We start from the raw sequence: 25,931 nt of genomic DNA, 5'->3' as shown, positions 1-25,931 counted from the left end.
TCTCCCGCCTCGTCCTATAAGGCCGCGCGCAGCGGGCATGCACCGCCTGCTGGGGCGTCGCCAAGTGGTAAGGCATCGGTTTTTGGTACCGACATTCCCAGGTTCGAATCCTGGCGCCCCAGCCAACTCCAAGAAATGCCAACCGGACGACCGGCCACCCCACCCTTGAAGCCCGCGCGGGCTGAAAGGAAAAACCTGCCGGACATCAGGCACCGTGGGTTCCATCGAGCAAGGAGGGGTTTGCCGGCCGGTGGAACACCAGGCGCGATGATGCGTCGAGCCGGGCGAGATGCCGCTATCGCCGCGGAGCAGAGCGTCGGCCTAAACCTTTTCCGCCGACAGGCGTTGTTGTTTATTCACGCCGGTTCTCACGGCGGGTCGCGCGACAGCCGACGGAGAGGCTCAACCGATGTATTTCATGGCATTGGCCACCGATTATGACGGACGCTGGCGCATGACGGGCTGGTCAACGCAAGCACGATCTCGGGGCTGGAGAAGCTGAAGAAATCCGGCCGCAAGCTCATCCTGGTCACCGGCCGCGAACTGCCCGATCTCAAGGAGGTGTTCCCCGAACTTTTTCTGTTCGACAAGGTCGTCGCCGAAAACGGCGCGCTGATCTACACGCCGGCCAGCGAGGAGGAGCGCACGATTGCCCCCTCGCCTTCCACCGATCTCATCGACAGGCTGAAGAAGCGCGGCGTGAAGCCGCTCTCGGTCGGCCGTTCGATCGTCGCCACCTGGGAGCCGCACCAGGCGACAGTGCTCGACATCATCAAGAAGCTCGGGCTGGAGCTGGAGATCATCTTCAACAAGGGCGCGGTGATGATCCTGCCGTCGGGCATCAACAAGGCGACCGGGTTGGCGGCGGCGCTCGAGGACCTAAAGCTGTCGCCGCATAATGTCGTGGCCGTTGGCGACGCGCGTTGCGCCTGGTGACGGCGGTAATCGCGCTCGGGCCGAAGGCAAAGGGCGTGATCAAGACCTTCTGCAAGGAAACCGGGCTCAAGGCGCCAAAGGATATTCCGCTGCCCAAGGGCGACAGGGTGCTGTTCTGGCGGCCGCATGACGGCAAGAAGCCGTTCACGGTCAAGGCGATCGAGCCCGACCAGTCGCTGAAGCGGCACAGCCGCAAATATGCAGAGGGTGAGTTGGACGAGGCCAGCAGCTTCTATTTCACGGGGCAGAAGAAGGCGATGAACCTTCGGGCCCACAATCTCATCATCTTCGCCCAGATGGCGGAAGGCATCGACGACAAGACCTGGGAATACCATTTGCGCGCCGGCGACTATTCCAAATGGTTCCGGCATCAGATCAGGGACAAGGAACTCGCCCGCGAAACCGCAGAGGCCGAGAACGACAAGCGTCTATCGCCTGAGGAGAGCCGGAAGCTGGTGATCGACGCCGTGCGCCGCCGCTATACGGCGCCTGCCACGGCTCCGGAGAAGTAGATTGGTTCCCTAAAGCAGGTCGCGTGAAAAAGGATTCACGTGACCTGCTTTAAGTCTTTGATTTTAAGCATGTCTTTGTCCCGAAACCGGTCCCACTTTCGGGAGACATGCTTTAGCTCAGGATGACGTTTCCTTGAACCGGCATCCCGATCTAACTCTTTGCTGAAGCATGATTTTTCCGAGAACCGGCACCCCTACAGCCTGACCGAAGCCTGAGCTCTCAGCTCGCCTCGCGCATCGCCTCGGCGGCCTGCAGATCAACTGACACGAGTTGGCTGACGCCCTGCTCGGCCATTGTGACGCCGAACAGGCGGTCCATGCGCGCCATGGTGATCGGGTTGTGGGTGATGATGACGAAGCGGGTCTCCGTCGTCTTCGACATCTCGTCCATCAGATTGCAGAAGCGCTCGACATTGTGGTCGTCGAGCGGCGCGTCGACCTCGTCGAGCACGCAGATCGGCGCCGGGTTGGTGAGGAAGACGGCGAAGATCAGCGACATCGCCGTCAGCGCCTGCTCGCCGCCGGAAAGCAGCGTCATGGTCTGCGGCTTCTTGCCGGGCGGCCGGGCGAGGATTTCCAGCCCTGCTTCCAGCGGATCTTCAGACTCAATGAGCTGCAGCTCGGCCGTGCCACCGCCGAAGAGATGCGCAAACAGCCGCTGGAAATGGCCGTTGACCACTTCGAAGGCCGACAGCAGCCGCTCGCGGCCCTCGCGGTTGAGGCTCTGGATCGCCTGGCGCAGCTTGCGGATCGCCTCGATGATGTCCTCGCGCTCGGAAATGATGGTTTCCAGGCGTTCCGACAATTCCTTCTGCTCTTCCTCGGCGCGCAGATTGACGGCGCCGAGCCGCTCGCGCTCGATCTTCAGCCGGTCGAGCTGGCGTTCGATCTCGGCCATGTCGGGCATCGGATCGTCGGCTTCGAGGCCGGTATGCTTGAAGACCAGATGCGGCGGCGTGTTCAGCGCCTCCTGGATGCGCGCCTCGACCTCTGCGCGGCGTTCATCCGCCGCGGTGAGACGCTCCTCGGCACGGACACGGGTTTCGCGCGCCTCGGCGAGCGACTGGATGGCGGCGGTGGCCGCCTTGTCGAGCTCGGCCTGCTTGTTTTCCGCCTCCTGCAGGCGGTCGCCGGCGGCCTGGCGCAGCGCTTCGGCCTCGGAAAGCTGCGTCAGCAGGGCGCGGCGCTTGGCGTCGATCTCGTCGGGCGCATCGGCCAGCCTTTCGCGCTCGGCTTCGGCCTCGGCCTTGCGCTCGCCAAGGGCGGCGATCTGCGTCGAGGCGTTCTCGGCCCGCTCCAGCCAGTTCCCGCGCTCGGCGCCGATGGCGTCGAGCCGGCGTATGCGCGCCTCGGCTTCGCGCCGCAGCCCTTCATGCACGGCGCGCGCATCGGCAAGCGTGGCGCGGTCGCGCGAGACATTGGCGGAAGCCTGTTCGAGCTGCAATTGGAGATCGCCGAGATCGGGCGCGTCCTTCAGCATCTCCTCGGCTTCGAGGAAGGCGGCTTGCGTCTCTTCATGGCTGTCGACGATGCGCGCGCGGGCGTCATCCAAGGCAGCGCGCCGGCTCACCAGCTCGCCGCCGGCCCTCTCGGCCTCGGCCAGCGCATTGCGGGCGGCATCCAGGGCATGCTGGGCGTCGCGGCCGGCCTGGCGCGCGTTGCGCTCGGCCTCGCTTGCCTGGCGCATCGCCTGCTCGGCACGCGCCAGCGCCTCCTCGGCCTCACGCAGGACGCGGGTGGCCTGCACGGCCTCGGCATCGAGCTCGGCCAGACGGTTCTTTTGCGCCAGCCGCTGCGCGGCGGCCGTCGGGGCATCCGCGCTCGCCGTCAAACCGTCCCAGCGCCATAGCGCGCCATCGCGGCTGACCAGCCGCTGGCCGGGCGCCAGCTGCGCCTGAAGGCGGCGGCCTTCGGCGACATCGATGATGCCGATCTGCGCAAGGCGGCGCGCAAGCTGCGCCGGCGCGCGCACGACGCTGGCAAGGCTTTTCACGCCTTCGGGCAGCGCCGCGTCGCCGGGCTGAACCACGCTCTCACCCCAATGCACCGGGGCGCTGCGGTCGAGCGGGACGTCGAGATCCTCTCCAAGGGCCGCGCCAAGCGCCGTTTCGTAGCCGCGCTCGACGCTGATCTGCTCCAGCACCGATGGGAAAAGGTCGCCGCTCGCGGCGTTGAGGATTTTGGCCAGCGTGCGCGCTTCGGTCTCGATGCGCGCGAGTTCCGCCCTGGCATCCTGCAGCGGCGGCCTGGCGGCGCTTTCGGCGGCGCGGGTTTCGGCGACCGCCTGCTCGGCGGCGATGGCGCCGGCCTCGCTCTCTTCCAGCCGCGCCAGCGCATCCTCGACCAGAAGCTGCTTCTCGGCGGGATCGGGCAGGCCGGCAATGCGCGAAACGATGTCGGAGAGCTCGCGGTCGACCTCGGCGAGCTGGCGGGCAAAACGATCGCGGCGCTCCGCGGTCTCGCGCAAGGTGCGCTCGGTCTGGTGGCGCGAGGCAGCCGCCTCGGCGCGTTCGGCGGTCAGCGCGGCGAGCCTTGCCTCGCTTTGCGACAGCGTCGCGCCGGCCTGCTCGAAAGCGGCGCGCGTGGTCGCCTCGCGCTCGGCGGCGCCGGCGTTCTCCGAATTGAGCTCGGCCTCCTCGGTGCGCAGACGCTCGAGGATATCGGCGTTGTCGCGCACCATCCGCTCCTCGCGGGCGATGTCGGCGTCGAGCTGCTGCAGCCGGCGTTCGAGCTCGGTCTGGCGCGCGCGGATGCGGCCGGCCTCTTCCTCGATCTGCGTCTTGGCGATCGACAGGCGCTGGAAGGCGGCGGCAGCGGTGGCTTCGGCGTCGCGCAGGTCCGGCAGCCGGTGCGCGGCGATGCCCTGCTCCCTGGCGGCCGCCATCTGGGCGGCGGCGCGGTCGCCGACCAGCGTGGTCGCAACCGCAAGAGCGGAACGCGCCTCGCCTTCCTGGGTCTTGGCCAGTGTCCAGCGCAGATGCAGCAGCGTCGCTTCGGCCTTGCGGATATCGGCCGAGAGGTTCTTGAAGCGCGAGGCCTGGCGCGCCTGGCGCTTCAGGCTTTCGATCTGGCCTTCCAGCTCGCCGACGACATCGTCGAGCCGCTCGAGGTTCTGCTCCGCGCCCTTCAGCCGAAGCTCCGCCTCATGGCGGCGCGTGTGCAGGCCGGAGATGCCGGCGGCCTCTTCCAGCAGGGCACGGCGAGCCTGGGGCTTGGCCTGGATCAGCTCGCCGATGCGGCCCTGGCCGACCATGGAGGGCGAACGCGCACCGGTCGATTGGTCGGCGAACAGAAGCTGCACGTCCTTGGCGCGGGCTTCCTTGCCGTTGATGCGGTAGAGCGAGCCCGCCTCGCGCTCGATGCGGCGCGACACCTGCAATTCGTCGGCGTCGTTGAAGGCGGAGGGCGCGGTGCGGTCGGTATTGTCGAGGAAAAGCGTGACTTCGGCGGTGTTGCGCGCCGGGCGCGCGCCCGAGCCGGAGAAGATCACATCGTCCATGCCGGAGGCGCGCATGTTCTTGTAGGAGCTTTCGCCCATCACCCAGCGCAGCGCTTCGACGAGGTTCGACTTGCCGCAGCCGTTCGGCCCGACAATGCCGGTCAGCCCGCGTTCGATGACGAACTCGCCGGGCTCGACGAAGGATTTGAAACCGAGGAGGCGAAGGCGCGAAAACTTCATTCGCGCCGCTCCTCAAGCGGGTTCCGCAAAAATGTTCCGCGGTTTTGCGACAAGAACCCGCGGCGAGACAACGGGCCGTACGCGCCAAAGCCCAGCCGCTCCGGCGCGGCCTGGATGTCAGAGCAGAGGGTCGATGATGGCCGACATTTCCTCAATCGACATCGCCCCTTTGTAGGTCTTTCCGTTGATGAAGAACGTCGGCGTCGAGTCGACCTTGAACTCGTCCGCTCCGCGTTTCTGGACCGCTCTCACATCGTCCAGAAGTTTCTGGTCCGTCAAGCAGGCCTCGAAGGACTCCTGTGTAAAACCAGCCAGCTTGGATATCTGCAGCAGCGCTTCCTTGGTGTTGTTGACGCCAACCCAGCTCGGCTGCTGCTTGAACAGCACGTCGACCATGGCGAAGTAGTTGTCCTTGGAGCAGCGCGCCAGCATGAAGCCGGCCTCGGCGCTCGGGTCGAACGGGAATTCGCGCAGGATGTAACGGGCCTTGCCGGTGTCGATATACTTCTTCTTCAACTCAGGGAATGTGGTGTCGTTGAAATGCGCGCAATGCGGGCAGGTCATCGACGCGTATTCGACGATGGTGACCTTGGCGTCGTCCTTGCCGAGCTGCTTGTCGGGCAGCGCGCCGGGCTTGAGCAGTTCCGCCATGTCGACGGTGCCCTGCGCTTCCGGCACCTGAGCGGCCGCCGGCGTGGCCGGCTTGGCTGGCGTCGACGGGTTGGCGGGCTTCACATCGGCCGCCTTCGCGTCCTCGCCCGAGTCGCTGCATGCGGCTAGCAGCGCCACCGCAGGAACAGCAGCCAGCGTGGTCAGAAGGTTTCTGCGGGACAAGCTTTTGCCAAACGGGGCACGGTTCATGCGAATCACCTGATATCGGTTGGATTTTGCAATGCAAAGGCTAGAAAAGGCGAGAGTTGGCGCGAATTAAGGCATCGCGATCCCCAATCCAATCGCGGAACTTGATCATCGGCATCACGAATGCGCGAGATTGGCGACGCATTCATGACGCTTCTTAAGACCCTTTGGGCTTCCTTACACCCATAATTGTGGCGCCGAGCCGCTCCAGCGAAGCACGCAGGCCGTCATCCTCGATCTTGCCGACCATATGCGAAAGCTTCGATTTCTCCACCTCGCTCAAAGGTCGCGGCGCCGGCTTCGGCCGCGCCTTTTGCGAAAGCACCGGCTTTTGCAGGATCTTGATGCGGCCGACCGCGTTGAAGCCCAGGAAGGCGTTGACGCGGTTGATGACCTCGCCGGCCTCATGCTGCAAATGAAGCGCCGCCATGCCCTCGCAAGCGATGATCAGCGTCGCCGGTTCGAACGGGTCGTCCTCATGCAGGCGGCGCGGCCACTGGATCTTTTCCGGCCGCGAGTGGCTGGCAAGGCGCGGCCCCGCGATCTCTTCCCAGGACTGCACCAGCCCGATGGAGATGCCGGCGCGCTTCCTCAGCACCGGATCGAGGATCTCGGTCGCGAGATCGCTCACCGGAACGGGATTGCCGAAGGGCCTTTTCCCTGCCATGTGCGTTCTCCAGTCTCCCAGCTCATCCGATCAATGGCACCGCTAGATCAGACCCGCAAGGCATCAAGACAGGCCGCACCCGGCGATACGGGCATCGCGTCCCGCCTGCTTGCCTGGTACGACGCGCATCACCGCGACCTGCCCTGGCGCATCACGCCCGGCGCATTTGCGGGCGGCGCAAGGGCCGATCCCTACCGCGTCTGGCTGTCCGAAGTGATGCTGCAGCAGACCACGGTCGAGGCGGTAAAAGCCTATTTCCGCAACTTCGTCGAGAAATGGCCGACGGTCGAGGCGCTGGCGGCGGCGCCCGCCGAGGACGTGATGAAGGCCTGGGCCGGGCTCGGCTATTATTCCAGGGCGCGCAACCTGAAAGCCTGCGCCGATCTTGTGGCGCTGCGGGGCGGCCATTTCCCCGACACCGAGGCCGGGCTCCGGGAATTGCCGGGAATCGGCGCCTATACCGCGGCGGCGATCGCGGCGATCGCTTTCGACCGCCCGGCGGCGGTCGTCGACGGCAATGTCGAGCGGGTCATGACCCGGCTCCATTCGATCGAAACGCCGCTCAGCGAGGCCAAGCCCGAGATCCGCGCGCTGGTCGAAAAGCTGGTGCCGCAGACGCGGCCCGGCGATCTTGCCCAGGCGATGATGGACCTGGGCGCGACGATCTGCACGCCGAAGCGGCCGCGCTGCATGCTCTGCCCGGTGCGCGAGGATTGCAGCGCCGTTCTCACCGGCGATCCGGAACGTTTTCCGGTCCGCGTGCCGAAAGACGACAAGCCGCTGCGCAAGGGTGCCGCCTTCGTCGCCGAGCGCGGCGATGGCGCCATCCTGCTGCGCAAGCGGCCGGAGAAGGGCTTGCTCGGCGGCATGACCGAAGTGCCGACGACCGGCTGGACGGCGCGGATTGACGGAGCGACGACGGCCGACGCCGCGCCGTTTTCCGCCGATTGGCGGCGCGCCGGGCAGATCGGCCATGTCTTCACCCATTTCGCGCTCGAACTCGAAATCTTCCATGCCCCCGTCAAGGGTGAGGCGCCGGACGGGCATTTCTGGTCGCTGGCCCACGAGATTTCCGGGGAGGCGCTGCCGACCGTCATGAAAAAGGCAATCGAAGCGGCGATACCCGGCGCGACGAAGAAGCAACGCCCGCATTGAACGAGGCTCCATGACTGAAATCCGCCACATCGTTTTCGACATCGGCAAGGTGCTGGTCCATTACGATCCCAACATTCCGTTCAGCCGGCTGATTCCCGACGAGACGGAGCGGAAATGGTTCTTCGACAATGTCTGCACGCATGACTGGAACATCGAGCAGGACCGCGGCCGCACCTGGGAAGAGGCAGAGGCGCTTGCCATCGCAGAACATCCGGATCACACGGAAAACATCCGCAATTTCCGTCGCCACTGGCACGAAATGGCACCGCATGCCTATGACGACAGCGTTGCCGTCCTAGAGAGGCTTATCGACACCGGCCACGACGTGACGCTGCTGACCAATTGGGCCGCCGACACGTTCGTCGAGGCACGGGGCCGTTTTCCATTCCTCGATCGCCCACGCGGCATAACGGTGTCCGCCGAGATCGGCCTGATCAAGCCCGATCGCAGGATCTACGACCATCACGCCGCTTCGTTCGGACTCGAGCCTGCGGCATCGCTGTTCATCGACGACAGCCAGAAGAATGTCGACGGCGCCAGGGCGGCAGGCTGGCAAGCGGTGCTGTTCATCGACGCCAGGACACTTCAAGCGGACCTTCAACGGCTCGGGATTGCGGCCTGAACTGAATCGCTTGCAGCGATCCGTTGAAGTCTTGATTCAACGGATCAGGCGCCTGCCCGCTCCATGCCGAGGCGGGCGATGCGGCGCAGCTCGTCGATCGGGGTGAGACCGCCGCTGCGCTCGTAGTGCCAGAAGGTCCAGCCGTTGCAGGCATCCAGCCCCTGCACTTCGGCGCCGATCTTGTGGATGGAGCCGGCGCTGTCGCCGATGGCCAGCGTGCCGTCGGCGCGCACCTTTGCCGCCCAGCGCTTCTTGGCGTCGTAGAGCGTGACGCCCGGCACGACCAGGCCGTTATCGATCAGGCTGATGAAGGCGACACGCGGTTCGGCGCGCTTGCCCGAAAGCACGGTCAGATCGGCGTTTTCCAGCGGGCGAACGGCGGCGATGCGCTCGTTGGCCGCATCGATATAGGCCTGCTCGCGCTCGATGCCGACAAAGTGGCGGCCAAGGCGCTTGGCAACCGCGCCGGTGGTGCCCGAGCCGAAGAAGGGATCGAGCACGACATCGCCCGGCTTGGTCGAGGCCATCATGATGCGGGCAAGCAGGGCTTCCGGCTTCTGCGTCGGATGCACCTTGTTGCCGTTCTCGTCCTTGAGGCGCTCGCCGCCGGTGCAGATCGGGAACAGCCAGTCGGAGCGCATCTGCAAATCGTCGTTCGAGGCCTTCAGCGCCTCATAGTTGAAGGTGTAGCCCTTGGCCTTCTGGTCGCGCGAGGCCCAGATCATCGTCTCATGCGCGTTCTGGAAACGGCGGCCTCGGAAATTCGGCATCGGGTTGGTCTTGCGCCAGACGATGTCGTTAAGGATCCAGAAGCCGAGATCCTGCATGCGGGCGCCGACGCGAAAAATGTTGTGGTAGGAGCCGATGACCCAGATGGTGCCACTGGGCTTCAGCACGCGACGCGCCGCCAGCAGCCAGGCCCGGGTGAAGGCGTCATAGGCCTCGAAACTCTCGAACTGGTCCCAGTCGTCGTCGACGGCGTCGACCTTGGACTGGTCGGGCCGGTGCAGGTCGCCGTCGAGCTGCAAATTGTAGGGCGGGTCGGCGAAGATGATGTCGATCGACTTTTCCGGCAGCCTGTCCAGCGCGGCGACGCAATCGCCTTTCAGGATGGTGTCCAGCCATTCGGACTGCTGGGCAGCATGGGAAAGCTCGTCGAGAAGACGCACAGCAGACATCAAAACACCCAAAGGAACGCGTTACGGTTTACTGGCTGTTATGGTTACCGATCAGCGTAAACATTCGGTGAAGGCCCGAGACCCCAGCTCACGCGGTTTGCGAAGGCCGGCCCATTGGTGTATGCCGCGCCGCTTGAGCCAGTGAGGCCCCTCCCCAACTTTTCCGGATTGCCATGCCCCAGCCAGATCTTGTCATTTTCGATTGCGACGGCGTGCTCGTCGATTCAGAAATCATCGCCGCGCGCGTCGAGGCCGAGCTTCTGACGTCGGCCGGATTCGAGATCTCGGCGGAAGAGCTTGCCGAGACCTATGCCGGGCTGACCTTCAAAGACATCATGCTGCGGGTCGAGGAAAAGTCGCAGATCCCGTTCCAGGCCTCGCTGATCGACCGCGCAGAGCAACTGGTCGACCGCAAGCTGCGCTCCGACGTACGCATCATCGACGGCGCCCGCGAGGCGGTTGCGGCCGTCACCGCGCCACGCGCGGTCTGCTCCAATTCACGCACCGAGCGGGTCGAATTCATGCTGGAGAAGGTGCGGCTGCTGCCGTTTTTTGCCGGCCGCATCTTTTCGGGGCTGGACATCCCCAGCAAGAAGACCAAGCCGGCGCCGGACGTGTTCCTCTACGCCGCCGAAAAGCTCAGCGCCAACCCGAAGAACACCTTCGTCATCGAGGATTCCGTGCATGGCATCGCCGGAGCCAGGGCGGCCGGCATGCGCGTCATCGGTTTCACCGGCGCCGGGCACAGCTATCCAGGGCACGCCGATGCGCTGACCGAGGCCGGCGCCGAGACGGTCATCCGGCGCTGGGCGGAGCTCAACAGCACGATCGCGGCGCTGTCGGAGTGGTCGGAAGACGCCTGAGCGTCCTCGGACCTTACATTCCCGAAACCGGTGCGGCGATCTCTGCCGCCTCAGTTCGTCGCCGGAGCGCTCTTCTTCCTCTTGCCCTTGGACTTTTCTGCAGCCTGGGCCGGCGTGTTCTCGTCATAGCCGGCATAGGCCTGATAGTCGCGCGCGGTCGGCTCCGGCACCACGACATTGCTGTCGACGAAGACGAACTGGGTGGCGGCCGACGGGTCGGTGACCTGCACCTGATACGGGTGCAGTTGCGAATAAAGCACCTCGTCGCCATGCTGTACGGCGATGCGGATCGGCATGGTGATGGTGCCGGGCGTGAACAATGGCCCCGGCACGACCTTGCCGGCGACGGCGATCTTCATCGACATCTGACCGTTGGCGTGGGTGCAATCGCGCGTCACGTCGGTGACCGAGGCCTGGTAGATGATCTTCGACGGATCGTGATCGGGGTCGACGGGTTGGCCGTTGGGTGCGGTCTGGGCCGCCGCGGCGGCTGCGTCGGCCTCAGCTTCCGCCGTGGCATCAACCTTCTTTTTCCTGGGCTTCGCGGCCGTGCCCCTGGCATAGGTGTTGAAATAGGCTGTGCCTTCGCGCAGCGTCACTTTCGGGCAATAGGCCTGCAACTGACTGGCAAGTATCTTGGGATCCTGCGGCGGCGGCGGCGCGGTCGGATCCTTCTTGGTCAAACCGAAGTCAAGAATGCCATTGTCGCCCGATTGGCAGCCGGCGGCGGCAAGCATAAAGCCAGTGAGCGCCAGACCCGCGACAAAACGACGGTTGACCGAATAAAACGCCATGAAACTGCACTTCCCTCTTATAAAGCCGGTGACGTATAGCAACCGCGCGGCAAAAATGCGACTGAGCCGCCTGGGAAAATTAACCAATTGCCGTGGATGACGCGAACAGCAGCAATGGGCCTTGTACGATGCAATATGTGAGTACTCGCGGGGATGCGCCCGTGCTTGGATTTTCCGACGCGGTGCTGGCCGGGCTGGCGCGCGACGGCGGGCTCTACGTGCCGCGCGAATGGCCGCAGTTTTCCGCCGCCGACATCCGCGCCATGCGCGGGCTTGCCTATCCGGACCTTGCCATCCGCGTGCTGACGCCGTTCCTGGACGGCGAGATCGCGGCGCCCATCTTCGAACGGCTGGTGCGCGAGGCCTACGCGACCTTCCGGCATGAAGCCGTATGCCCGCTGGTGCAGACCGGGAAAAACACCTTCATCCTTGAACTGTTCCACGGCCCGACCCTGGCCTTCAAGGACGTGGCGATGCAGTTGCTGGCGCGGCTGATGGACCATGTGCTTTCCGTGCGCGGACAGCGCGCCACCATCGTCGGCGCCACCTCGGGCGACACCGGAGGCGCCGCGATCGACGCCTTCGCCGGACGCGACCGCACCGACATCTTCATTCTTTTCCCGCACGGCAAGGTCTCGCCGGTGCAGCAGCGCCAGATGACGACGTCGAGCGCGGCAAACGTCCATGCTCTGTCGGTCGAAGGCAATTTCGACGACTGCCAGGGGCTGGTGAAGGACATGTTCAACGATCACGCCTTCCGCGACCGAGTGTCGCTGTCGGGCGTCAATTCGATCAACTGGGCCCGCATCATGGCCCAGATCGTCTATTATTTTTCGTCGGCATTGTCGCTCGGCGCGCCGGACCGGCCAATATCCTTCACCGTGCCGACCGGGAATTTCGGCGATATTTTCGCCGGTTACGCCGCCAAGCGTATGGGTTTGCCGATCGAGCGGCTGATTATCGCCACCAATGACAACGACATTCTGGCGCGCACGCTTGCCGGCGGCGAATACCGCACCAAGGGCGTGTTCGCCACGACCTCGCCGTCGATGGACATCCAGGTCTCGTCGAATTTCGAGCGCCTGCTGTTCGAGGCGGCCGGCCGCGATGCCGAGACGGTCACGCGCTACATGAACGGGCTGAAGCAGTCCGGCGCCTTCACCATCGAGGCCGGTGAACTCGAGCGCATCCGCGCCGAATTCGACGCCGGCCGCGCTACCGTCGACGAGGTCGCAGCTACCATGCGCGCAACGCTCGAAGCGAGCAACTACCTACTCGATCCCCATACGGCGGCCGCCGTTCATGTCGCAGCCGCCCATGCCTCGGGCCCGGTGCCCATGGTGGTGCTCGGCACCGCGCATCCGGCGAAATTCCCAGCGGCGGTCGAGGCCGCCAGCGGCATCGCTCCTGTCCTGCCCGCATGGCTAGGCGGCTTGATGACAGCCGACGAAAAATACACGATACTTCCATCCGAGCTGAAAATGGTGGAAGAATACGTAAGCCGCCACACGCGGGCGGCGCGTTAGGGAGTATTTGCCATATGGGTGTTGAGGTAAGCCGTCTGTCGAACGGCCTGACAGTCGCCACCGAAACCCTTCCAAGCATCGAATCCGTTGCCCTTGGGGCCTGGGTGAAGTCAGGCGCTCGCAATGAGCGCGACGAAGAGCATGGCATGGCCCATCTGCTCGAGCACATGGCGTTCAAGGGCACGAAGCGCCGCAGCGCCTTCGAGATCGCCTCGGAAATCGAGAATGTCGGCGGCGAGATCAACGCCGCCACCAGCGTCGAGACGACCTCCTACTATGCCAGGGTACTGTCCGACGACGTGCCGCTGGCGGTCGATATCCTGGCCGACATCCTGCAGGAATCCGAATTCGATCCGGAGGAGCTTGAGCGCGAGCAGCATGTGATCCTGCAGGAGATCGGCGCCGCGCACGACACGCCCGACGACATCGTCTTCGACCGCTTCACCGAAACAGCCTTCCGCCACCAGACCATCGGCCGCTCGATCCTGGGCACGCCGGAGACGGTCAAATCCTTCACCTCCAGGCAACTGCACGACTTCATCGAGCGGCAATACGACGCCGAGCGAATGGTCATCGTGGCGGCCGGCGACGTCAAGCACGACGACTTCGTGCGCGAGGTCGAAAAGCGGCTCGGCGGCTTCCGCGCCAAGGCGGCGGGCAATATCCCGCAATATGCGCAATATGTCGGCGGCGACTTCCGCGAGGATCGCGACCTGATGGACGCGCAGATCGTGCTCGGTTTCGAGGGCCGCGCCTACCACGTGCGCGATTTCTACGCCTCGCAGGTGCTGTCGATGATCCTGGGCGGCGGCATGTCGTCGAGGCTGTTCCAGGAAGTGCGCGAGAAGCGCGGCCTGTGCTACTCGGTCTATGCCTTCCACTGGGGCTTCTCCGACACCGGCATTTTCGGCGTGCACGCCGCGACCGGGCAGAGCGACATCGCCAAGCTTGTGCCGGTGATCATAGGCGAATTGCAGAAGGCCGGCGAAAGCATCCTGCAGGAAGAACTCGAACGGGCGCGGGCGCAGTACCGCGCCGGCCTCATCATGTCGGCCGAAAGCCCGGCAAGCCGCGCCTCGCAGATCGCCCGGCAGCTGCTTTTGTTCGGACGGCCGATCGCCAAGGAGGAATTGATGGAGCGGCTTTCGGCGCTGACCGTCGAGCGCCTGACCGACCTCTCCTCACGGCTGTTCTCGACCAAGCCGACGCTTACCGCGGTCGGTCCCGTGGGCACGCTTGCGCCCTACGAGGCGATCCTCGAATCGCTTGCGGGTCCGCAGACGACGGCGCGCCGGCTCGCCGTCTGACCCTAAACAGGTCCGCAAAAGTGTCCCACGGTTTTGCGATCGGAACCTGCGAGAAATCAGGGAATCTAGGCGGATATTCGTGGGGCATCCCACGAATATTCGCTTAGAATAAACGCCGTGTTCGCGCTCCCTTTCTTCCGCCGCGACCTGCCGGCGCTGAAGGGTGACAAGGTCACCCTGCGGGTGCCCTTGACCAACGACTACCGCGAATGGTCGGCGGTGCGCGGCGAGAGCCGCGCCTTCCTGGAACCCTGGGAGCCGCGCTGGCAGCCGGACGAGCTCGACCGCACCGCCTGGCGGCTGCGCATCAGCCGCTACCGCGAGGATTACGCGCAAGGCACGGCCATCGCCTTCTTCATCTTCGAAAAATCGAGCGGCAAGCTTGCCGGCGGCATCACGCTCGGCAACATCCGCCACGGCGTCGCGCAAAGCGGCCATATCGGCTACTGGATAGGCGAACGTTTCGGCAGCCGCGGCCTGATGACCGAGGCGGTCAAGCTGGTGTCGCGCTTTGCCTTCGATACGCTGCGGTTGCACCGGATCGAAGCTGCCTGTATTCCCGAAAACGCCCGGTCGATCCGCGTGCTTGAAAAAGCCGGATTCCGGCGCGAAGGACTCTTAAGATCCTATCTCAGGATCAATGGCATCTGGCAGGACCACTACCTCTACGCCCGGATCGCGGACGATCCGCCGGGCGATGGAACGAAGGGCTGAATGTGACGACTATTTCGCGATTCGCGTCGCTGTTCGCCCTTATCCTGACGGTCATCGTCACGTTTTCGGCGGCGACGCCGGCTTTGGCTGTGGAGCCGATCAAGATCGCGCGCGACGACAAGGCGCTGGACCTCTCAGGCGCCGTGCAGATCTACCGGAACCAGGGCGAGAATTTCCAGGTCTCAACCGCACCGGGGCCCGACGGCATCGTGCGGCGCATCGAGGTGGAAGCCAATGACGCGCGCTCGAGCGGCGACTGGGCCGTCTTCGCGCTCGCAAACACCACCGACCAGCAGCTCGACCGGCTGATCGTCGCGCCGCATTTCCGCCTGGTGAATTCCGGTATCTTCTGGCCCGACCTCGGCTCGACGCGCATCGCCGCGATCACGCCGAGCGAAGGCTTCGCGCTCGACCGCCAGACAAGCCCCGATGCCGACGTGTTCCGGGTGACGCTGAACCCCGGAACGGTGGTGACCTTCATCGCCGAGCTCGCCTCGCCCAAGCTGCCGCAGGTCTATCTCTGGGAGCCGGATTCCTACAAGGACTCGGTCAATTCCTACACGCTGTTCCGCGGCATCGTCATCGGCATCGCGGGGCTTCTGGCGCTGTTCCTGACGATCCTCTTCGTGGTCAAGGGAACTTCGATGTTTCCGGCGACGGCGGCGCTCGCCTGGGCGGTGCTCGCCTATATCTGCGTCGACTTCGGTTTCCTCAACAAGATCATCGAGATATCGCCCGGCAACGAGCAGATATGGCGGGCCGGCACAGAGGTGGCGCTTGCAGGCACGTTCGTGGTGTTCCTGTTCGCCTATCTCAACCTCAACCGATGGCATGGCCATTTCAGCTACGGCGCGCTGGTCTGGATCCTCGGGCTGCTTTTGATCGCGGGCGTGGCCATCGTCGATCCGGCGGTCGCCGCCGGCATTGCCCGCATCTCCTTTGCCGCCACCGCGCTTACCGGTCTCGGCCTCATCATCTTCCTCGGCATTCGCGGTTATGACCGCGCTATCATGCTGGTGCCGAGTTGGGTGATGGTGCTGCTGTGGCTATGCGGGTCGTGGATGGCGATCACCGGCATGCTCGACAACGACATCGCGCAGCCGGCGCTGGGCGGCGGGCTGATCCTGATCATCCTGCTCATCGGCTTCACCGTCATGCAGCATGCCTTTGCCGGCGGCGCGCTGCACCAGGGCCTGTTCTCCGATCTCGAGCGGCAGGCGCTCGCCGTCGCCGGCTCGGGCGACACCGTGTGGGACTGGGACGTGCTGCGCGACCGCGTGGTGACCAAGCCGGACATCAGCCTGCAGCTCGGCCTTGCGCCCAACAGCCTTGGCGGCGCCGCCCGCAACTGGCTGCCGGTGCTGCATTCCGACGACCGCGACACGTTCCGCACCACGCTCGACGTCGTGCTGGAGCACCGCCGCGGCAAGGTCTCGCAGAACTTCCGCCTGCGCGGCGCCGACGGTCACTACCACTGGTTCTCGCTGCGCGCCCGCCCGGTGATCGGCTCCGACGGCGAGGTGATCCGCTGCGTCGGCACCATGGTCGACGTCACCGAGCAGAAGAAATCCGAGGAAAGGCTGCTGCACGATGCCGTGCACGACAATTTGACCGGCCTGCCGAACCGCGAATTGTTCATGAACCGGCTGGAGGCGATCATCTCGATCGCCCGCACCGAGGAAAAGGTTCGCCCGACGGTCTTCATCATCGACATCGACCGCTTCAAGCAGGTCAATGACGGCCTTGGCATTTCCGCCGGCGACACCATTCTTCTGACCGTCGCGCGCCGGCTGCACCGGCTCTTGAAGCCGAAGGATTCGCTGTCGCGCTTTGCCGGCGACCAGTTCGCGCTGATGCTGCTTTCGGAGCAGGACCCTGCCCGGATCGCCGCAATCGCCGATGCCATCAAGCACGCGATCAACAATCCGATCACCTTCGCCAAGCGCGAGATCGTGCTGACCGCCTCGATCGGCCTGATCACCTGGACGACGGCGCAGACCACGGCCGAGGACATGGTCAAGGACGCCGAGCTTGCCATGCACCAGGCCAAGCGCTTCGGCGGCGACAGGATCGAGCCGTTCCGGCCTGCCTTCCGCACCGTAGGCACCGACCGGCTGCAATTCGAATCCGACCTTCGCCGCGCCATCGAGCGGCGCGAGTTCACGCTTGCCTATCAGCCGATCGTGCGGCTGGAGGACGGCAGCGTCGCCGGCTTCGAGGCGCTGCTTCGCTGGGACCATCCGCGCCGCGGCATGATCCCGCCGGGGGACTTCATCCCGGTGGCCGAGAGTTGCGGGCTGATCGTGCAGCTCGGCCTGTTCGCCATGCAGCAGGCAGCCGAGGACCTCGCGAGCTGGCAAAAGCAGATCGGCGACGCGCCGTTGTCGGTCTCGGTCAACCTGTCCAGCCGCCAGCTCATCCGCCGTGATCTGGTCAGCGACGTGCGCTCGGTGATCGCGCGCGCCAATCTGAAGCCGCGCTGCTTCCGGCTCGAGCTCACCGAATCGCTAGTGATGGACAATCCCGAGCAGACCTCGCATGTGCTGACCAAGCTCAAGCAGCTCGGCATCGGGCTCTCGCTCGACGATTTCGGCACCGGCTATTCATCGCTGTCCTACCTGACGCGCTTCCCCTTCGACACGATCAAGATCGACAAGAGCTTCGTCGACGACACGACGCCGAAGCGCGCAGTGCTGCTCAAATCCATGGTCAACATGGCGCATGAGCTGGGGCTTTCGGTCGTGGCGGAAGGCATCTCTGACGAAAGCGACGCGCTGGAGTTGCGCCAGATGGGCTGCGAATATGTCCAGAGCTTCATGTTCGGCGCGCCGATGCCCGGCGACCAGGTGCTGAAGACGCTGCGGGAGCAGTATCCGCTGACCCAGGCTTAGAGGCCGTTTGGAAACTCTACTCCTGCGGCCACCTGGCGGCGCTTTCTGCGCTTCCGGTGCTCACGTACTTCAAGTACGCTCCGCTCCGGTTCTCGAAATCACCACCATATGACTCGCATGAGCGAGTTTCGAAACAGCCTCTACGTCGGCGGATAGGTCAGGCGTGGCCCGCGGCGGCGCTCAGATGGGCGAGGTCGATGCCGATCGAGGCCAGGATGCGGTCGTATTTGCGCTCGATGTCGGTGTCGAAGAGCAGCTCGGGCGTCGCAGGACAGGTGAGCCAGCCATTCTCCGCAATCTCGGTTTCGAGCTGGCCGGCGCCCCAGCCGGAATAGCCGAGCGCCATCAGCGCATGGCGCGGGCCGCGCCCGGTGGAGATGGCGCGCAGAATGTCGACCGTGGCGGTCAGGCAGATGTCGTCGGAGACGTTCAGCGAGGATTCCACCCGGTAGTCGCCGGAATGCAGCACGAAGCCGCGGCTGCGGTCGACCGGCCCGCCATTGCGCACGACGAAATCGCGCGTATGCGCCGGCAGACGGATCGCTTCCTGCTCGTTCATGATGCCGAGTTGCACAAGCAGGTCCGGAAACAGCATCTGCTGCGTCTGGTTGATAATCAGGCCCATCGCGCCTTCGTCGCTGTGGGCGCAGACGTAGATGACGGAGCGCGCGAAGCGGTCGTCCTTCATGCCAGGCATGGCGATCAGGAACTGGTCGTCGAGGAAACCGCGTCCGGCAGCCTTCTTGTTTTTCAGCAAGTCCATGGGTTAAGCCTAACGCGTTTCGGCAGCGCCGAAAAGATGGTGCCAGTCCCCGATGTCACGCAAATATGATACCGGGAGAGTGACGTGGTCATTGCGCGGCCAAGAACGGACGGTCAAATCACCGCCATGCGATACATGAAAATACTGGTTCTCGGCGTCGTTTTCGGGTGGACTACCGGCCTCCCGGCCGAGGCCTCCTCCTCGATCTGGTACAAGAGCGAAGGCGGCAAGGTGCGGCTGGTGACCACCGGCAAGCCCGACGAGGCCGGCAGGATCCACGGCGTGCTCGACATCGCGCTGAAACCTGGCTGGAAGACCTATTGGCGCGATCCGGGCGATGCCGGCGTGCCGCCGCAACTCGACATATCGGGCAGCACCAATGTCGCCAACGCCCAGTTGTCGTTCCCGCCGCCACAACGGCATGACGACGGCTATGGCAAGTGGGCCGGCTACGATCGCCCCGTGTCTCTGCCGGTGACGTTCACGCTGTCTTCGCCCGACCAGCCGGCGACCATCGATGCCAACATCTTCCTCGGCATCTGCGAGACGATCTGCATTCCGGTGCAGACCCGGCTCAGCGTCGATCCCGGTTCCGATCCCGACAACGCAACCGACGCGGCGCTGGTGAAGACCGCGCTTGCGACGCTGCCCTCTCCCGCCCGGCCCGATTTCGGCATCAGCGTGCTGTCCGGCGACCACGAGACGCTTGTCGTCCAGGCGCAATCACCCGGCGATCCGGCGTCGGTCGACTTCTTCATCGCCGGCGAGCGCGACTATATGTTCGGTGCGCCGGTGCGTAGCCAGAAGGATGGCAAGCTGCTCTTCACCGTGCCGATCCTCGACCGGCCGTCGGCGACGCCGACCGATGGCGGGCTCTATTACACGCTGACCAGCGCCGAGGGTTCGGTTGACGGACTGCTGCCTTTCCCTTGATCCAGGGGTCGTGAAGAGTTGCCGGAGCCCGCTCAGTCCGATATCGAAGGCATCGATCTTCCCTATCTCGCAAGCGAGGAACCAATGACCATTTCGGTTGGCGAAAAACTGCCCGCATCGAGCTTCAAGGTAATGACCGACGACGGCGCAAAGCCGATCACAAGCGCCGAAATATTTGCGGGCAAGAAGGTCGTGCTGTTCGGCGTCCCCGGCGCCTTCACGCCGACCTGCAGCAACAACCACTTGCCGGGCTATCTCGAGAACCATGACGCCATCCTGGCGCGCGGCGTCGATACGATCGCGGTCGTCTCGGTCAACGACGTGCATGTCATGGGCGCCTGGGCGCGGTTCACCGGCGGCGAAGGCAAGATCCTCTACCTCGCCGACGGCAGCGGCGATTTCGCCAAGTCGGTGGGGCTCGACAACGATCTTTCGGCAACCGGCATGGGCCTGCGCTCGAAGCGCTTCTCGATGATCGTCGACGACGGCAAGGTCGTCGCGCTCAATGTCGAAACCAAGCCGGGCGTCGACGAGAGCGGCGCGGCGAAAATCCTTGAGCAGCTCTAGATCAGGATGACGTTTCGTTGACCCGCCATCCTGATCTAACTCTTTGTTGGAGCATGATCTTGTCCGAAAACCGGTTCCCACTTTTCGGGATCAAGCTCTGATGCTCGACACCGTCTGGCGCGCGGTGGCGATCGGCATCGGGGCCACGATGTTCATGGATATCTGGGCGATCATCCTCAACAAGGCGTTCGGCCTGCCGCTGCCCAAGTGGGGCATGGTCGGGCGCTGGGTCCGGCATTTGCCGGAAAGGGTCTTCCACGACGACATCGCCAAAGCCGCTCCCTATGCGCATGAAAAGGCGCTGGGCTGGGCCTTCCACTATCTGGTCGGCATCCTTTACGGCGTGATCCTGGTGGTGTTCGCGGGCGCTGGCTGGCTGGCGGCGCCGACATTCCTGCCGGCCTTCATCCTCGGCATCGTCACCGTCGGGGCAGGCTGGTTCCTGCTGGCGCCGGGCATGGGGGCGGGCTGGGCGGCATCCAGGCTGCCCAATCCGATGAAGGTGCGCGCGCTCAACCTCGTGGCGCACACGGTGTTCGCGCTCGGCATGTTCTCGACGGCGCTGCTGATCCGCTGACGATCAAATGCCGTGATGCGGCGCCGGCCCATCGATCGGCCGCCATCCGTGGAGAAGTCGGCGCGCGCCGATATCGTAGGCGAAGTAGTTGCCGCCGCCCGCCGGCTGGTCCGCGATGCGGCTGATCTCGCGGCCATCGAGCAAAAGCAGCAGAAGCGTTCCGACGCCGCCATGGCCCACGAAGGCCACGTCTCCGGTTGGATCGGAGCCGTGCACGGCCTCGACCTCGCTCGCGATACGCTGCTGCGCGTCTATCGCCCGTTCCCATCCGCGGATGCTGTCGTGCGGCCGGGCAAAGAACTGATCAGCGACCGCTTCGAATTCGGGCGGTGGCAGGAAGCCCGTTGCCGACCGGTCGTTCTCGTGCATCCGCTCCCTTACCTCGACGGTGAGGCCGAGATGCCGCGCCAGGACTTCCGCCGTTTCCAAAGCCTTGCGTTCGGCGGACGACACGATATGGCGGATCGAGCCGATCCAGGGCTGGCCGAGCATTGCAACGGCCCTCGCCCTGCCGATATCGGACAGTCCCCACTCCGGCACCGGAACGCTGGTGTCGATGCGGACCTGCGGATGGGTGATGTAATAGGCGATCGGCACGGCATGCTTCTCCGGTCAGAGCGGGCCACGGAAATCAATAACTCTGCGTCGAGCGTCGTGCCCTTGGAGTTGCCGGCCGCTTGGCGGGCGCAGCCGGTTTCGGCGCCGGTGCAGGCCTAGGTACTGAAGACACGGCCGGGGCCCTCTTGAACGGCGCCATGCCTTGCCGGGCCAGTTCGTCGGCGCGCTCGTTCTCCGGGTGGCCGGCATGGCCCTTCACCCAGTGCCAGGTGACCTTGTGGCGCCGGTTGGCCTCGTCGAGCGCCTGCCAGAGCTCGCCATTCTTCACCGGCTTCCTGTCGCCGGTCTTCCAGCCGTTCTTCTTCCAGCCATGGATCCATTTGGAGATGCCGTCCATGACGTATTTGCTGTCGGTGTAGAGGTCGACCGCACAAGGCTCCTTCAGCGCGTTGAGCGCGGTGATGGCGGCCAGCAGCTCCATACGGTTGTTGGTGGTCTCGGCCTCGCCGCCGAACAGTTCCTTGGTGACGCCGTTATAGCGCAGCACCGCGCCCCAGCCGCCCGGTCCGGGATTGCCCGAGCAGGCGCCGTCGGTGAAGATCTCGATCTGCTTGTTCATCTCAGCCCGTATTCGGATGGCGACTTGATGGCGCGGTGGAAGCGCATGCGGCGGATATATTCGGTCGGATCGCGCTTCATCACCAGCCCGCCATCGGGAATGGTCAGCCAGTCATAGAGCCTCGTCAGCATGAAGCGCAGCGCCGAGCCGCGCGCCAGCATCGGCAGCGCCGCCTTCTCGTCGCCCGTGAGCGGCCGCACCGACTGGTAGCCGGCCAGCAGCGCCGTCCCCTTGGTCAGGTTGAAGGAAAAATCCTTCTCGAAGCACCAGGCGTTGAGGCAGGTGGCGACATCGTATGCGTAGAGATCGTCGCAGGCGAAATAGAAGTCGATCAACCCCGACAGTTTCTCGCCGAGGAAGAAGACATTGTCCGGGAACAGATCGGCGTGGATGATGCCCTGCGGCAAGTTCGTCGGCCAGTTGCGCTCGAAATCGCTGAAGTCGGCGTCGACCTCGGCTGCAAGCCCCGGCTCGACCTGATCGGCGCGGTCGCGAGAGGCGTCCCACAGCTTGCGCCAGCCGTCGATGGCCAGCGCGTTCGGCCTTCTCATCTGAAAATCCTGGCCGGCAAGATGAAGGCTGGCGAGCGCCTTGCCGACTTCCGCGCAATGCGCGGCCGTCGGCCGCCGGAGCGACAGGCCTTCGAGGAAGGTGATGATGACGGCGGGCCGGCCGGCCAGCGTGCCGATGACGGTGCCATCGTCCGCGGTGACCGGCAGCGGGCAGGAAATGCCTTTCCTGGCGAGATGGCCCATCAGGCCGAGAAAAAACGGCAGGTCGGCCTTGTCGACGCGCTTTTCATACAGCGTCAGAATGTAGGAGCCGGTCGAGGCGTGGACGAGGAAATTGGAATTCTCGGTGCCTTCGGCGATGCCCTTGTAGGAGAGCAGCTCGCCCACCGGATAGGCTTTCAGGAACGCGGTCAGTTCGCCTTCGGTGACATCGGTGTAGACGGCCATCCGATTTCACGCCGCTCCATTGACGAAGGCCATGTCGGCCGCCGTCAGTTCGACATCGCGCAAGACCCGCATCACCGGAAAATCCTCCGTTTCCGTGGCCGTGATAGCCAGATCGATGGTGACGTCGAAGCGCTGCCGGAACGCATCGATGATCTCGTCGACAATGATCTCCGGCGCCGAGGCGCCGGCCGACAGGCCGAGCGTCTTAATCGCCGCGATCTCATCCCACGGAATTTCAGCAGCGCGCTGCACCAGAAGCGACGTCGTCGCGCCGGCGCGCTCCGCCACCTCGACAAGGCGACGCGAATTGGACGAATTGGGAGCGCCGACGACGAGGAAAAGATCGGCGCCGGCGGCCGTCTCCTTCACCGCTTCCTGGCGGTTGGTGGTGGCATAGCAGATCGATTCGGCGGCTGGGGCATACAATTGCGGGAACCGCTCCTGGAGTGCCCGGATGATGCCGGCGGTGTCTTCGACCGACAAGGTCGTCTGGGTGACGAAACCCAGGGCCGACGCATCGACCGGCTCGAAGCGCGCCGCATCGGCCTCGGTCTCGATCAGCGTCACGGCGCCTTCCGGCAATTGGCCCATCGTGCCGATCACTTCGGGGTGCCCGGCATGGCCGATCAGAAGCACATGGCGGCCGAGCCGCTGGTGGCGCATCGCCTGCTTGTGCACCTTGGAGACGAGCGGGCACGTGGCGTCGAGGTAGAAGAGATTGCGCGCCTGGGCATCCGCCGGCACCGACTTCGGCACGCCATGCGCGGAAAAGACCACGGGCGACTGGCGATGCTCCGGCGGAATTTCGGACAGTTCCTCGATGAAGACGGCGCCCAGGCTCTGCAGCCCCTCGACGACGTACCGGTTGTGCACGATCTCGTGGCGGACATAGACCGGCGCGCCATATTTCTTCAGCGCCAGCACTACGATCTGGATGGCACGGTCGACGCCGGCGCAGAAGCCGCGCGGCTGGCAGAGCCTGATCGTCAACGGTGGCTTTTTCTCAATCATCGATGCAAGGCCGGTTCAGTCGGAATCTATCTGTTTGTTTTGACGCAATCCGGACGGGAAACCGCCCACACTTTTCCTGGAATTGCTCAAGGCGAAATGAGGTGCGCACCCCTGCCCTGTCAAGAGCGGCCGGTTTCACGCTTCTTTCGCCGGGCGGCGCAGCCTGAGGATCAGCACGGCGGCGAGAGCGGCGGCCAGCCCGTACCAGGTGACGGCATATTGCAGGTGGTTGTTCGGCAGATCGATGATAGTGACGCCGCCGACCGGCAGGCCGCCAGGGTTTGGCGTCTTGTCGGCATCGACGAAGAACGGCACCAGCACGGCACCGGCCGGCAGGCCGGCGCTCGCGGCCATCACGTCGCGGTCCTTCCAGAAAAAGATGTTCTTGGCGACATCGTTGTCGGGAAGCATCATCGATGGCTTTGCGGGCAGCGGATTGCGGGCGAGCCCGGTGACCGTCACCTTGCCGGCAACCTCGCCCTGCCGGCGCGTGGAAGGATCTTTGAGGTCGTAGGGAACGAAGCCGCGGTTGACGAGCACGAAGCGGCCGTCCTCGAGCTGCAGGGGCGTGTAGACGTTGAAGCCGCTGTCGCCTTGCCAGGTGGAAAAGAAATGCCGCTCGCCCTGATGCAGGAAGGTGCCGGTCACCGTCACGGGCGTGTAATCGACATCGTGGGAGGCGGCGAATTCCTTCTCCACGTCGGCCAGAGTCAGCGGTGCGGAATGGGTGCGCTTGTCGATGGTCGCGAGCAGGTCTTCCTTCCAGTGCAGGCGCTGGACCTGCCATGTGCCGAGCCCGATCAAGATAGCGAACAGCACAAGGCCGAGCCCGACGAGCAACGCCGAGCGCGGCCGCGAACGGCCGGCAACCAGATCGGTCGTCCCGTTCATTCGTTGGAATCCAGCCTGCCCTCGGAGGCCTTCTTCGAATACTGCAAGGTGATCAGCACGCCCTTGATCAGGCGCAACGCCGCCAGGCACAGCACCAGCGCCAGCGGTATCCACAGCATGAAGTGCAACCAGAGCGGCGGGTTGAACGTCACCTCCATCCACAATGCGAGGCCGACGACGACGAAGCCGATGATCAGGATCACGAACACCGCCGGTCCGTCGCCCGCATCGGCGAAGGAATAGTCGAGCCCGCAATTGTAGCAGCGCTTGCCGACGGTGAGGAAACCCTGGAACAGCTTGCCTTCGCCACAGCGCGGGCAGCGGCCATGCAGGCCGGCCGAGATCGGGTCGATGGGTGGCCAGATCGCCTTGTCTTCACTCATGTCGGCACCGTAGACTCTTTCGCTCAAAAAGATAAGGCGGCCACGTCGCCGCAGCCGCCCTTCAAAGGGTTTCGGAAACCTTAGATCAATGCGCTTCGATCATCGCGCCGTTCGAGGCCCAGACATAGATCGCGCTGAACAGGAACAGCCAGACCACGTCGACGAAGTGCCAATACCAGGCGGCCGCCTCGAAACCGAAATGCTGCTTCGGGGTGAAATCGCCACGCATGGCGCGCACCAGGCAGACAGCCAAGAAGATGGTGCCGATGATGACGTGGAAGCCGTGGAAGCCGGTCGCCATGAAAAAAGTGGCGCCGTAGATCGAGTCCTTGAACCCGAACGGAGCGTGCATGTACTCGTAGGCCTGCACCATGGTGAACAGCATGCCGAGGCCGACGGTCAGCACCAGGCCGTTGATCAGGCCCTTGCGGTCGCCATGCAGCAGCGCGTGGTGCGCCCAGGTGACCGTCGTGCCGGACAGGAGCAGGATGATGGTGTTGTAGAGCGGCAGGTGGAAGGGGTCGAGGACCTCCAGACCCTTCGGCGGCCAGACGCCGCCGGTGAAGGCGGTGCGGGCGTATTGCGAGGCTTCGCCGGGGAACAGGCTGGCGTCGAAGAAAGCCCAGAACCAGGCGACGAAGAACATCACCTCAGAGGCGATGAACATGATCATGCCGTAGCGCAGGTGCAGCGACACGACACGCGTGTGGTAACCCTCATGCGCTTCCTTGATGGTGTCCGACCACCAGGCGAACATCGTGTAGAGCACGATGATCAGCCCGATGAAGAACAGCCACGGGTTGGCGATGTTGTGGCCGAAGACCGGGAAGTTGCCGGCCTTCAGATACTGCATCAGGCAGACGCCGCCGACGGCGGTGATCAGCGCGCCGATCGAACCCAGGAAAGGCCACGGGCTGGGGTTGACGAGATGGTAGTCGTGTTGTGGTTTTGCGTGCGCGTCTGCCATA

At 64.5% G+C, this 25,931-nt stretch carries 23 protein-coding genes, 1 tRNA gene and 1 pseudogene; 12 read left to right on the top strand and 13 right to left on the bottom strand.

The window, feature by feature from the left end; translation table 11 throughout:
• Positions 1-50 precede the first annotated feature (50 nt).
• Together YU3_RS0102125 and YU3_RS39005 are read left to right on the top strand one after the other, a co-directional pair.
• Positions 51-125 (top strand) — tRNA-Gln (locus YU3_RS0102125).
• Positions 126-409: 284 nt separating this feature from the next.
• Positions 410-1,448: pseudogene (locus YU3_RS39005) on the top strand (HAD-IIB family hydrolase).
• Between the two features lie 220 nt (positions 1,449-1,668).
• On the opposite strand, the gene smc reads toward YU3_RS39005, so the two are convergent.
• From smc to YU3_RS0102100, 3 genes are all read right to left on the bottom strand, one after another.
• Positions 1,669-5,127: a chromosome segregation protein SMC gene (smc, locus tag YU3_RS0102110; RefSeq protein WP_027164684.1), complete on the bottom strand. Its 3,459-nt coding sequence runs from the start codon at positions 5,125-5,127 to the stop codon at positions 1,669-1,671.
• Between the two features lie 117 nt (positions 5,128-5,244).
• Entirely contained in the window at positions 5,245-5,988 is a 744-nt protein-coding gene (locus YU3_RS0102105) for a DsbA family protein (protein ID WP_027164683.1), read from the bottom strand.
• A gap of 154 nt (positions 5,989-6,142) precedes the next feature.
• Positions 6,143-6,652 (bottom strand): DUF721 domain-containing protein, encoded by a 510-nt coding sequence (locus tag YU3_RS0102100; RefSeq protein ID WP_027164682.1) that lies wholly within the window; start codon positions 6,650-6,652, stop codon positions 6,143-6,145.
• Positions 6,653-6,685: 33 nt separating this feature from the next.
• Here YU3_RS0102100 and mutY point away from each other — a divergent pair, with 33 nt between their 5' ends.
• Positions 6,686-7,807 (top strand): A/G-specific adenine glycosylase, encoded by a 1,122-nt coding sequence (gene mutY / locus YU3_RS0102095; protein ID WP_027164681.1) that lies wholly within the window; start codon positions 6,686-6,688, stop codon positions 7,805-7,807.
• 10 nt (positions 7,808-7,817) lie between these two features.
• Positions 7,818-8,429 carry an HAD family phosphatase gene (locus tag YU3_RS0102090; RefSeq protein ID WP_027164680.1) on the top strand — a complete coding sequence of 204 codons (612 nt, stop codon included), beginning with the start codon at positions 7,818-7,820 and terminating at the stop codon, positions 8,427-8,429.
• A 44-nt stretch (positions 8,430-8,473) separates the two neighbouring features.
• On the opposite strand, the gene YU3_RS0102085 is transcribed toward YU3_RS0102090, so the two are convergent.
• Positions 8,474-9,607 carry a site-specific DNA-methyltransferase gene (locus YU3_RS0102085; RefSeq protein ID WP_027164679.1) on the bottom strand — a complete coding sequence of 378 codons (1,134 nt, stop codon included), beginning with the start codon at positions 9,605-9,607 and terminating at the stop codon, positions 8,474-8,476.
• 173 nt (positions 9,608-9,780) lie between these two features.
• Between YU3_RS0102085 and YU3_RS0102080 the strand changes: the two genes are divergently transcribed.
• The gene (locus YU3_RS0102080; protein WP_027164678.1) at positions 9,781-10,470 is read left to right on the top strand and encodes an HAD family phosphatase; all 690 of its coding nucleotides are present in this window, start codon (positions 9,781-9,783) and stop codon (positions 10,468-10,470) included.
• A 50-nt stretch (positions 10,471-10,520) separates the two neighbouring features.
• On the opposite strand, the gene YU3_RS0102075 is transcribed toward YU3_RS0102080, so the two are convergent.
• Complete coding sequence (locus YU3_RS0102075; RefSeq protein WP_027164677.1) at positions 10,521-11,264, bottom strand: hypothetical protein; 744 nt, start codon at positions 11,262-11,264, stop codon at positions 10,521-10,523.
• 128 nt (positions 11,265-11,392) lie between these two features.
• Here YU3_RS0102075 and thrC point away from each other — a divergent pair, with 128 nt between their 5' ends.
• The 4 genes from thrC to YU3_RS0102055 all read left to right on the top strand — a co-directional run bounded on the left by thrC (position 11,393) and on the right by YU3_RS0102055 (position 17,702).
• Positions 11,393-12,790, top strand: a complete 1,398-nt coding sequence (gene thrC, locus YU3_RS0102070) for a threonine synthase (protein WP_027164676.1) — start codon at positions 11,393-11,395, stop codon at positions 12,788-12,790.
• Positions 12,791-12,804: 14 nt separating this feature from the next.
• Positions 12,805-14,097, top strand: coding sequence for a pitrilysin family protein (locus YU3_RS0102065; protein ID WP_027164675.1), 1,293 nt, complete (start codon positions 12,805-12,807; stop codon positions 14,095-14,097).
• Positions 14,098-14,214: 117 nt separating this feature from the next.
• Complete coding sequence (locus tag YU3_RS0102060; RefSeq protein WP_027164674.1) at positions 14,215-14,811, top strand: GNAT family protein; 597 nt, start codon at positions 14,215-14,217, stop codon at positions 14,809-14,811.
• Between the two features lie 29 nt (positions 14,812-14,840).
• Entirely contained in the window at positions 14,841-17,702 is a 2,862-nt protein-coding gene (locus YU3_RS0102055; RefSeq protein WP_027164673.1) for an EAL domain-containing protein, read from the top strand.
• A gap of 157 nt (positions 17,703-17,859) precedes the next feature.
• On the opposite strand, the gene YU3_RS0102050 is transcribed toward YU3_RS0102055, so the two are convergent.
• On the bottom strand, positions 17,860-18,465 hold the full coding sequence (locus YU3_RS0102050; RefSeq protein ID WP_027164672.1) for a YqgE/AlgH family protein: 606 nt from the start codon (positions 18,463-18,465) through the stop codon (positions 17,860-17,862).
• A gap of 126 nt (positions 18,466-18,591) precedes the next feature.
• On the opposite strand from YU3_RS0102050, the gene YU3_RS0102045 reads away from it, so the two are divergent.
• The 3 genes from YU3_RS0102045 to YU3_RS0102035 all read left to right on the top strand — a co-directional run bounded on the left by YU3_RS0102045 (position 18,592) and on the right by YU3_RS0102035 (position 20,542).
• The gene (locus tag YU3_RS0102045; RefSeq protein WP_027164671.1) at positions 18,592-19,398 is read left to right on the top strand and encodes a protein-disulfide reductase DsbD domain-containing protein; all 807 of its coding nucleotides are present in this window, start codon (positions 18,592-18,594) and stop codon (positions 19,396-19,398) included.
• An 84-nt stretch (positions 19,399-19,482) separates the two neighbouring features.
• The gene (locus YU3_RS0102040) at positions 19,483-19,965 is read left to right on the top strand and encodes a peroxiredoxin (protein WP_027164670.1); all 483 of its coding nucleotides are present in this window, start codon (positions 19,483-19,485) and stop codon (positions 19,963-19,965) included.
• 100 nt (positions 19,966-20,065) lie between these two features.
• Entirely contained in the window at positions 20,066-20,542 is a 477-nt protein-coding gene (locus YU3_RS0102035) for a DUF2938 domain-containing protein (protein WP_027164669.1), read from the top strand.
• A gap of 3 nt (positions 20,543-20,545) precedes the next feature.
• Here the strand turns inward: YU3_RS0102035 and YU3_RS0102030 are convergent, their stop codons facing one another.
• The 7 genes from YU3_RS0102030 to YU3_RS0102000 form a co-directional block, all read right to left on the bottom strand.
• Positions 20,546-21,139: a histidine phosphatase family protein gene (locus YU3_RS0102030; RefSeq protein WP_027164668.1), complete on the bottom strand. Its 594-nt coding sequence runs from the start codon at positions 21,137-21,139 to the stop codon at positions 20,546-20,548.
• Between the two features lie 34 nt (positions 21,140-21,173).
• Positions 21,174-21,719 carry a ribonuclease HI gene (gene rnhA / locus YU3_RS0102025; protein ID WP_027164667.1) on the bottom strand — a complete coding sequence of 182 codons (546 nt, stop codon included), beginning with the start codon at positions 21,717-21,719 and terminating at the stop codon, positions 21,174-21,176.
• The gene (locus tag YU3_RS0102020; protein WP_027164666.1) at positions 21,716-22,678 is read right to left on the bottom strand and encodes a homoserine kinase; all 963 of its coding nucleotides are present in this window, start codon (positions 22,676-22,678) and stop codon (positions 21,716-21,718) included. The genes rnhA and YU3_RS0102020 overlap by 4 nt, the downstream gene beginning before the upstream one ends.
• Positions 22,679-22,684: 6 nt before the next feature.
• A complete protein-coding gene (ispH, locus tag YU3_RS0102015) occupies positions 22,685-23,689 on the bottom strand; it encodes a 4-hydroxy-3-methylbut-2-enyl diphosphate reductase (RefSeq protein ID WP_027164665.1) in 1,005 nt (334 codons plus the stop codon).
• A 135-nt stretch (positions 23,690-23,824) separates the two neighbouring features.
• Positions 23,825-24,580 (bottom strand): SURF1 family protein, encoded by a 756-nt coding sequence (locus tag YU3_RS0102010; protein WP_027164664.1) that lies wholly within the window; start codon positions 24,578-24,580, stop codon positions 23,825-23,827.
• Complete coding sequence (locus YU3_RS0102005) at positions 24,577-24,963, bottom strand: DUF983 domain-containing protein (protein ID WP_027164663.1); 387 nt, start codon at positions 24,961-24,963, stop codon at positions 24,577-24,579. Before YU3_RS0102005 ends, YU3_RS0102010 begins: the two co-directional genes overlap by 4 nt.
• A gap of 85 nt (positions 24,964-25,048) precedes the next feature.
• Positions 25,049-25,930, bottom strand: a complete 882-nt coding sequence (locus YU3_RS0102000; RefSeq protein WP_027164662.1) for a cytochrome c oxidase subunit 3 — start codon at positions 25,928-25,930, stop codon at positions 25,049-25,051.
• Position 25,931 lies beyond the last annotated feature (1 nt).

This window comes from Mesorhizobium sp. WSM3224 (genome assembly GCF_000427725.1).
Classification (GTDB): domain Bacteria; phylum Pseudomonadota; class Alphaproteobacteria; order Rhizobiales; family Rhizobiaceae; genus Mesorhizobium.
Note: the sequence above shows the minus strand (reverse complement) of the source record. Positions and strands in the feature narration are given on the sequence as shown.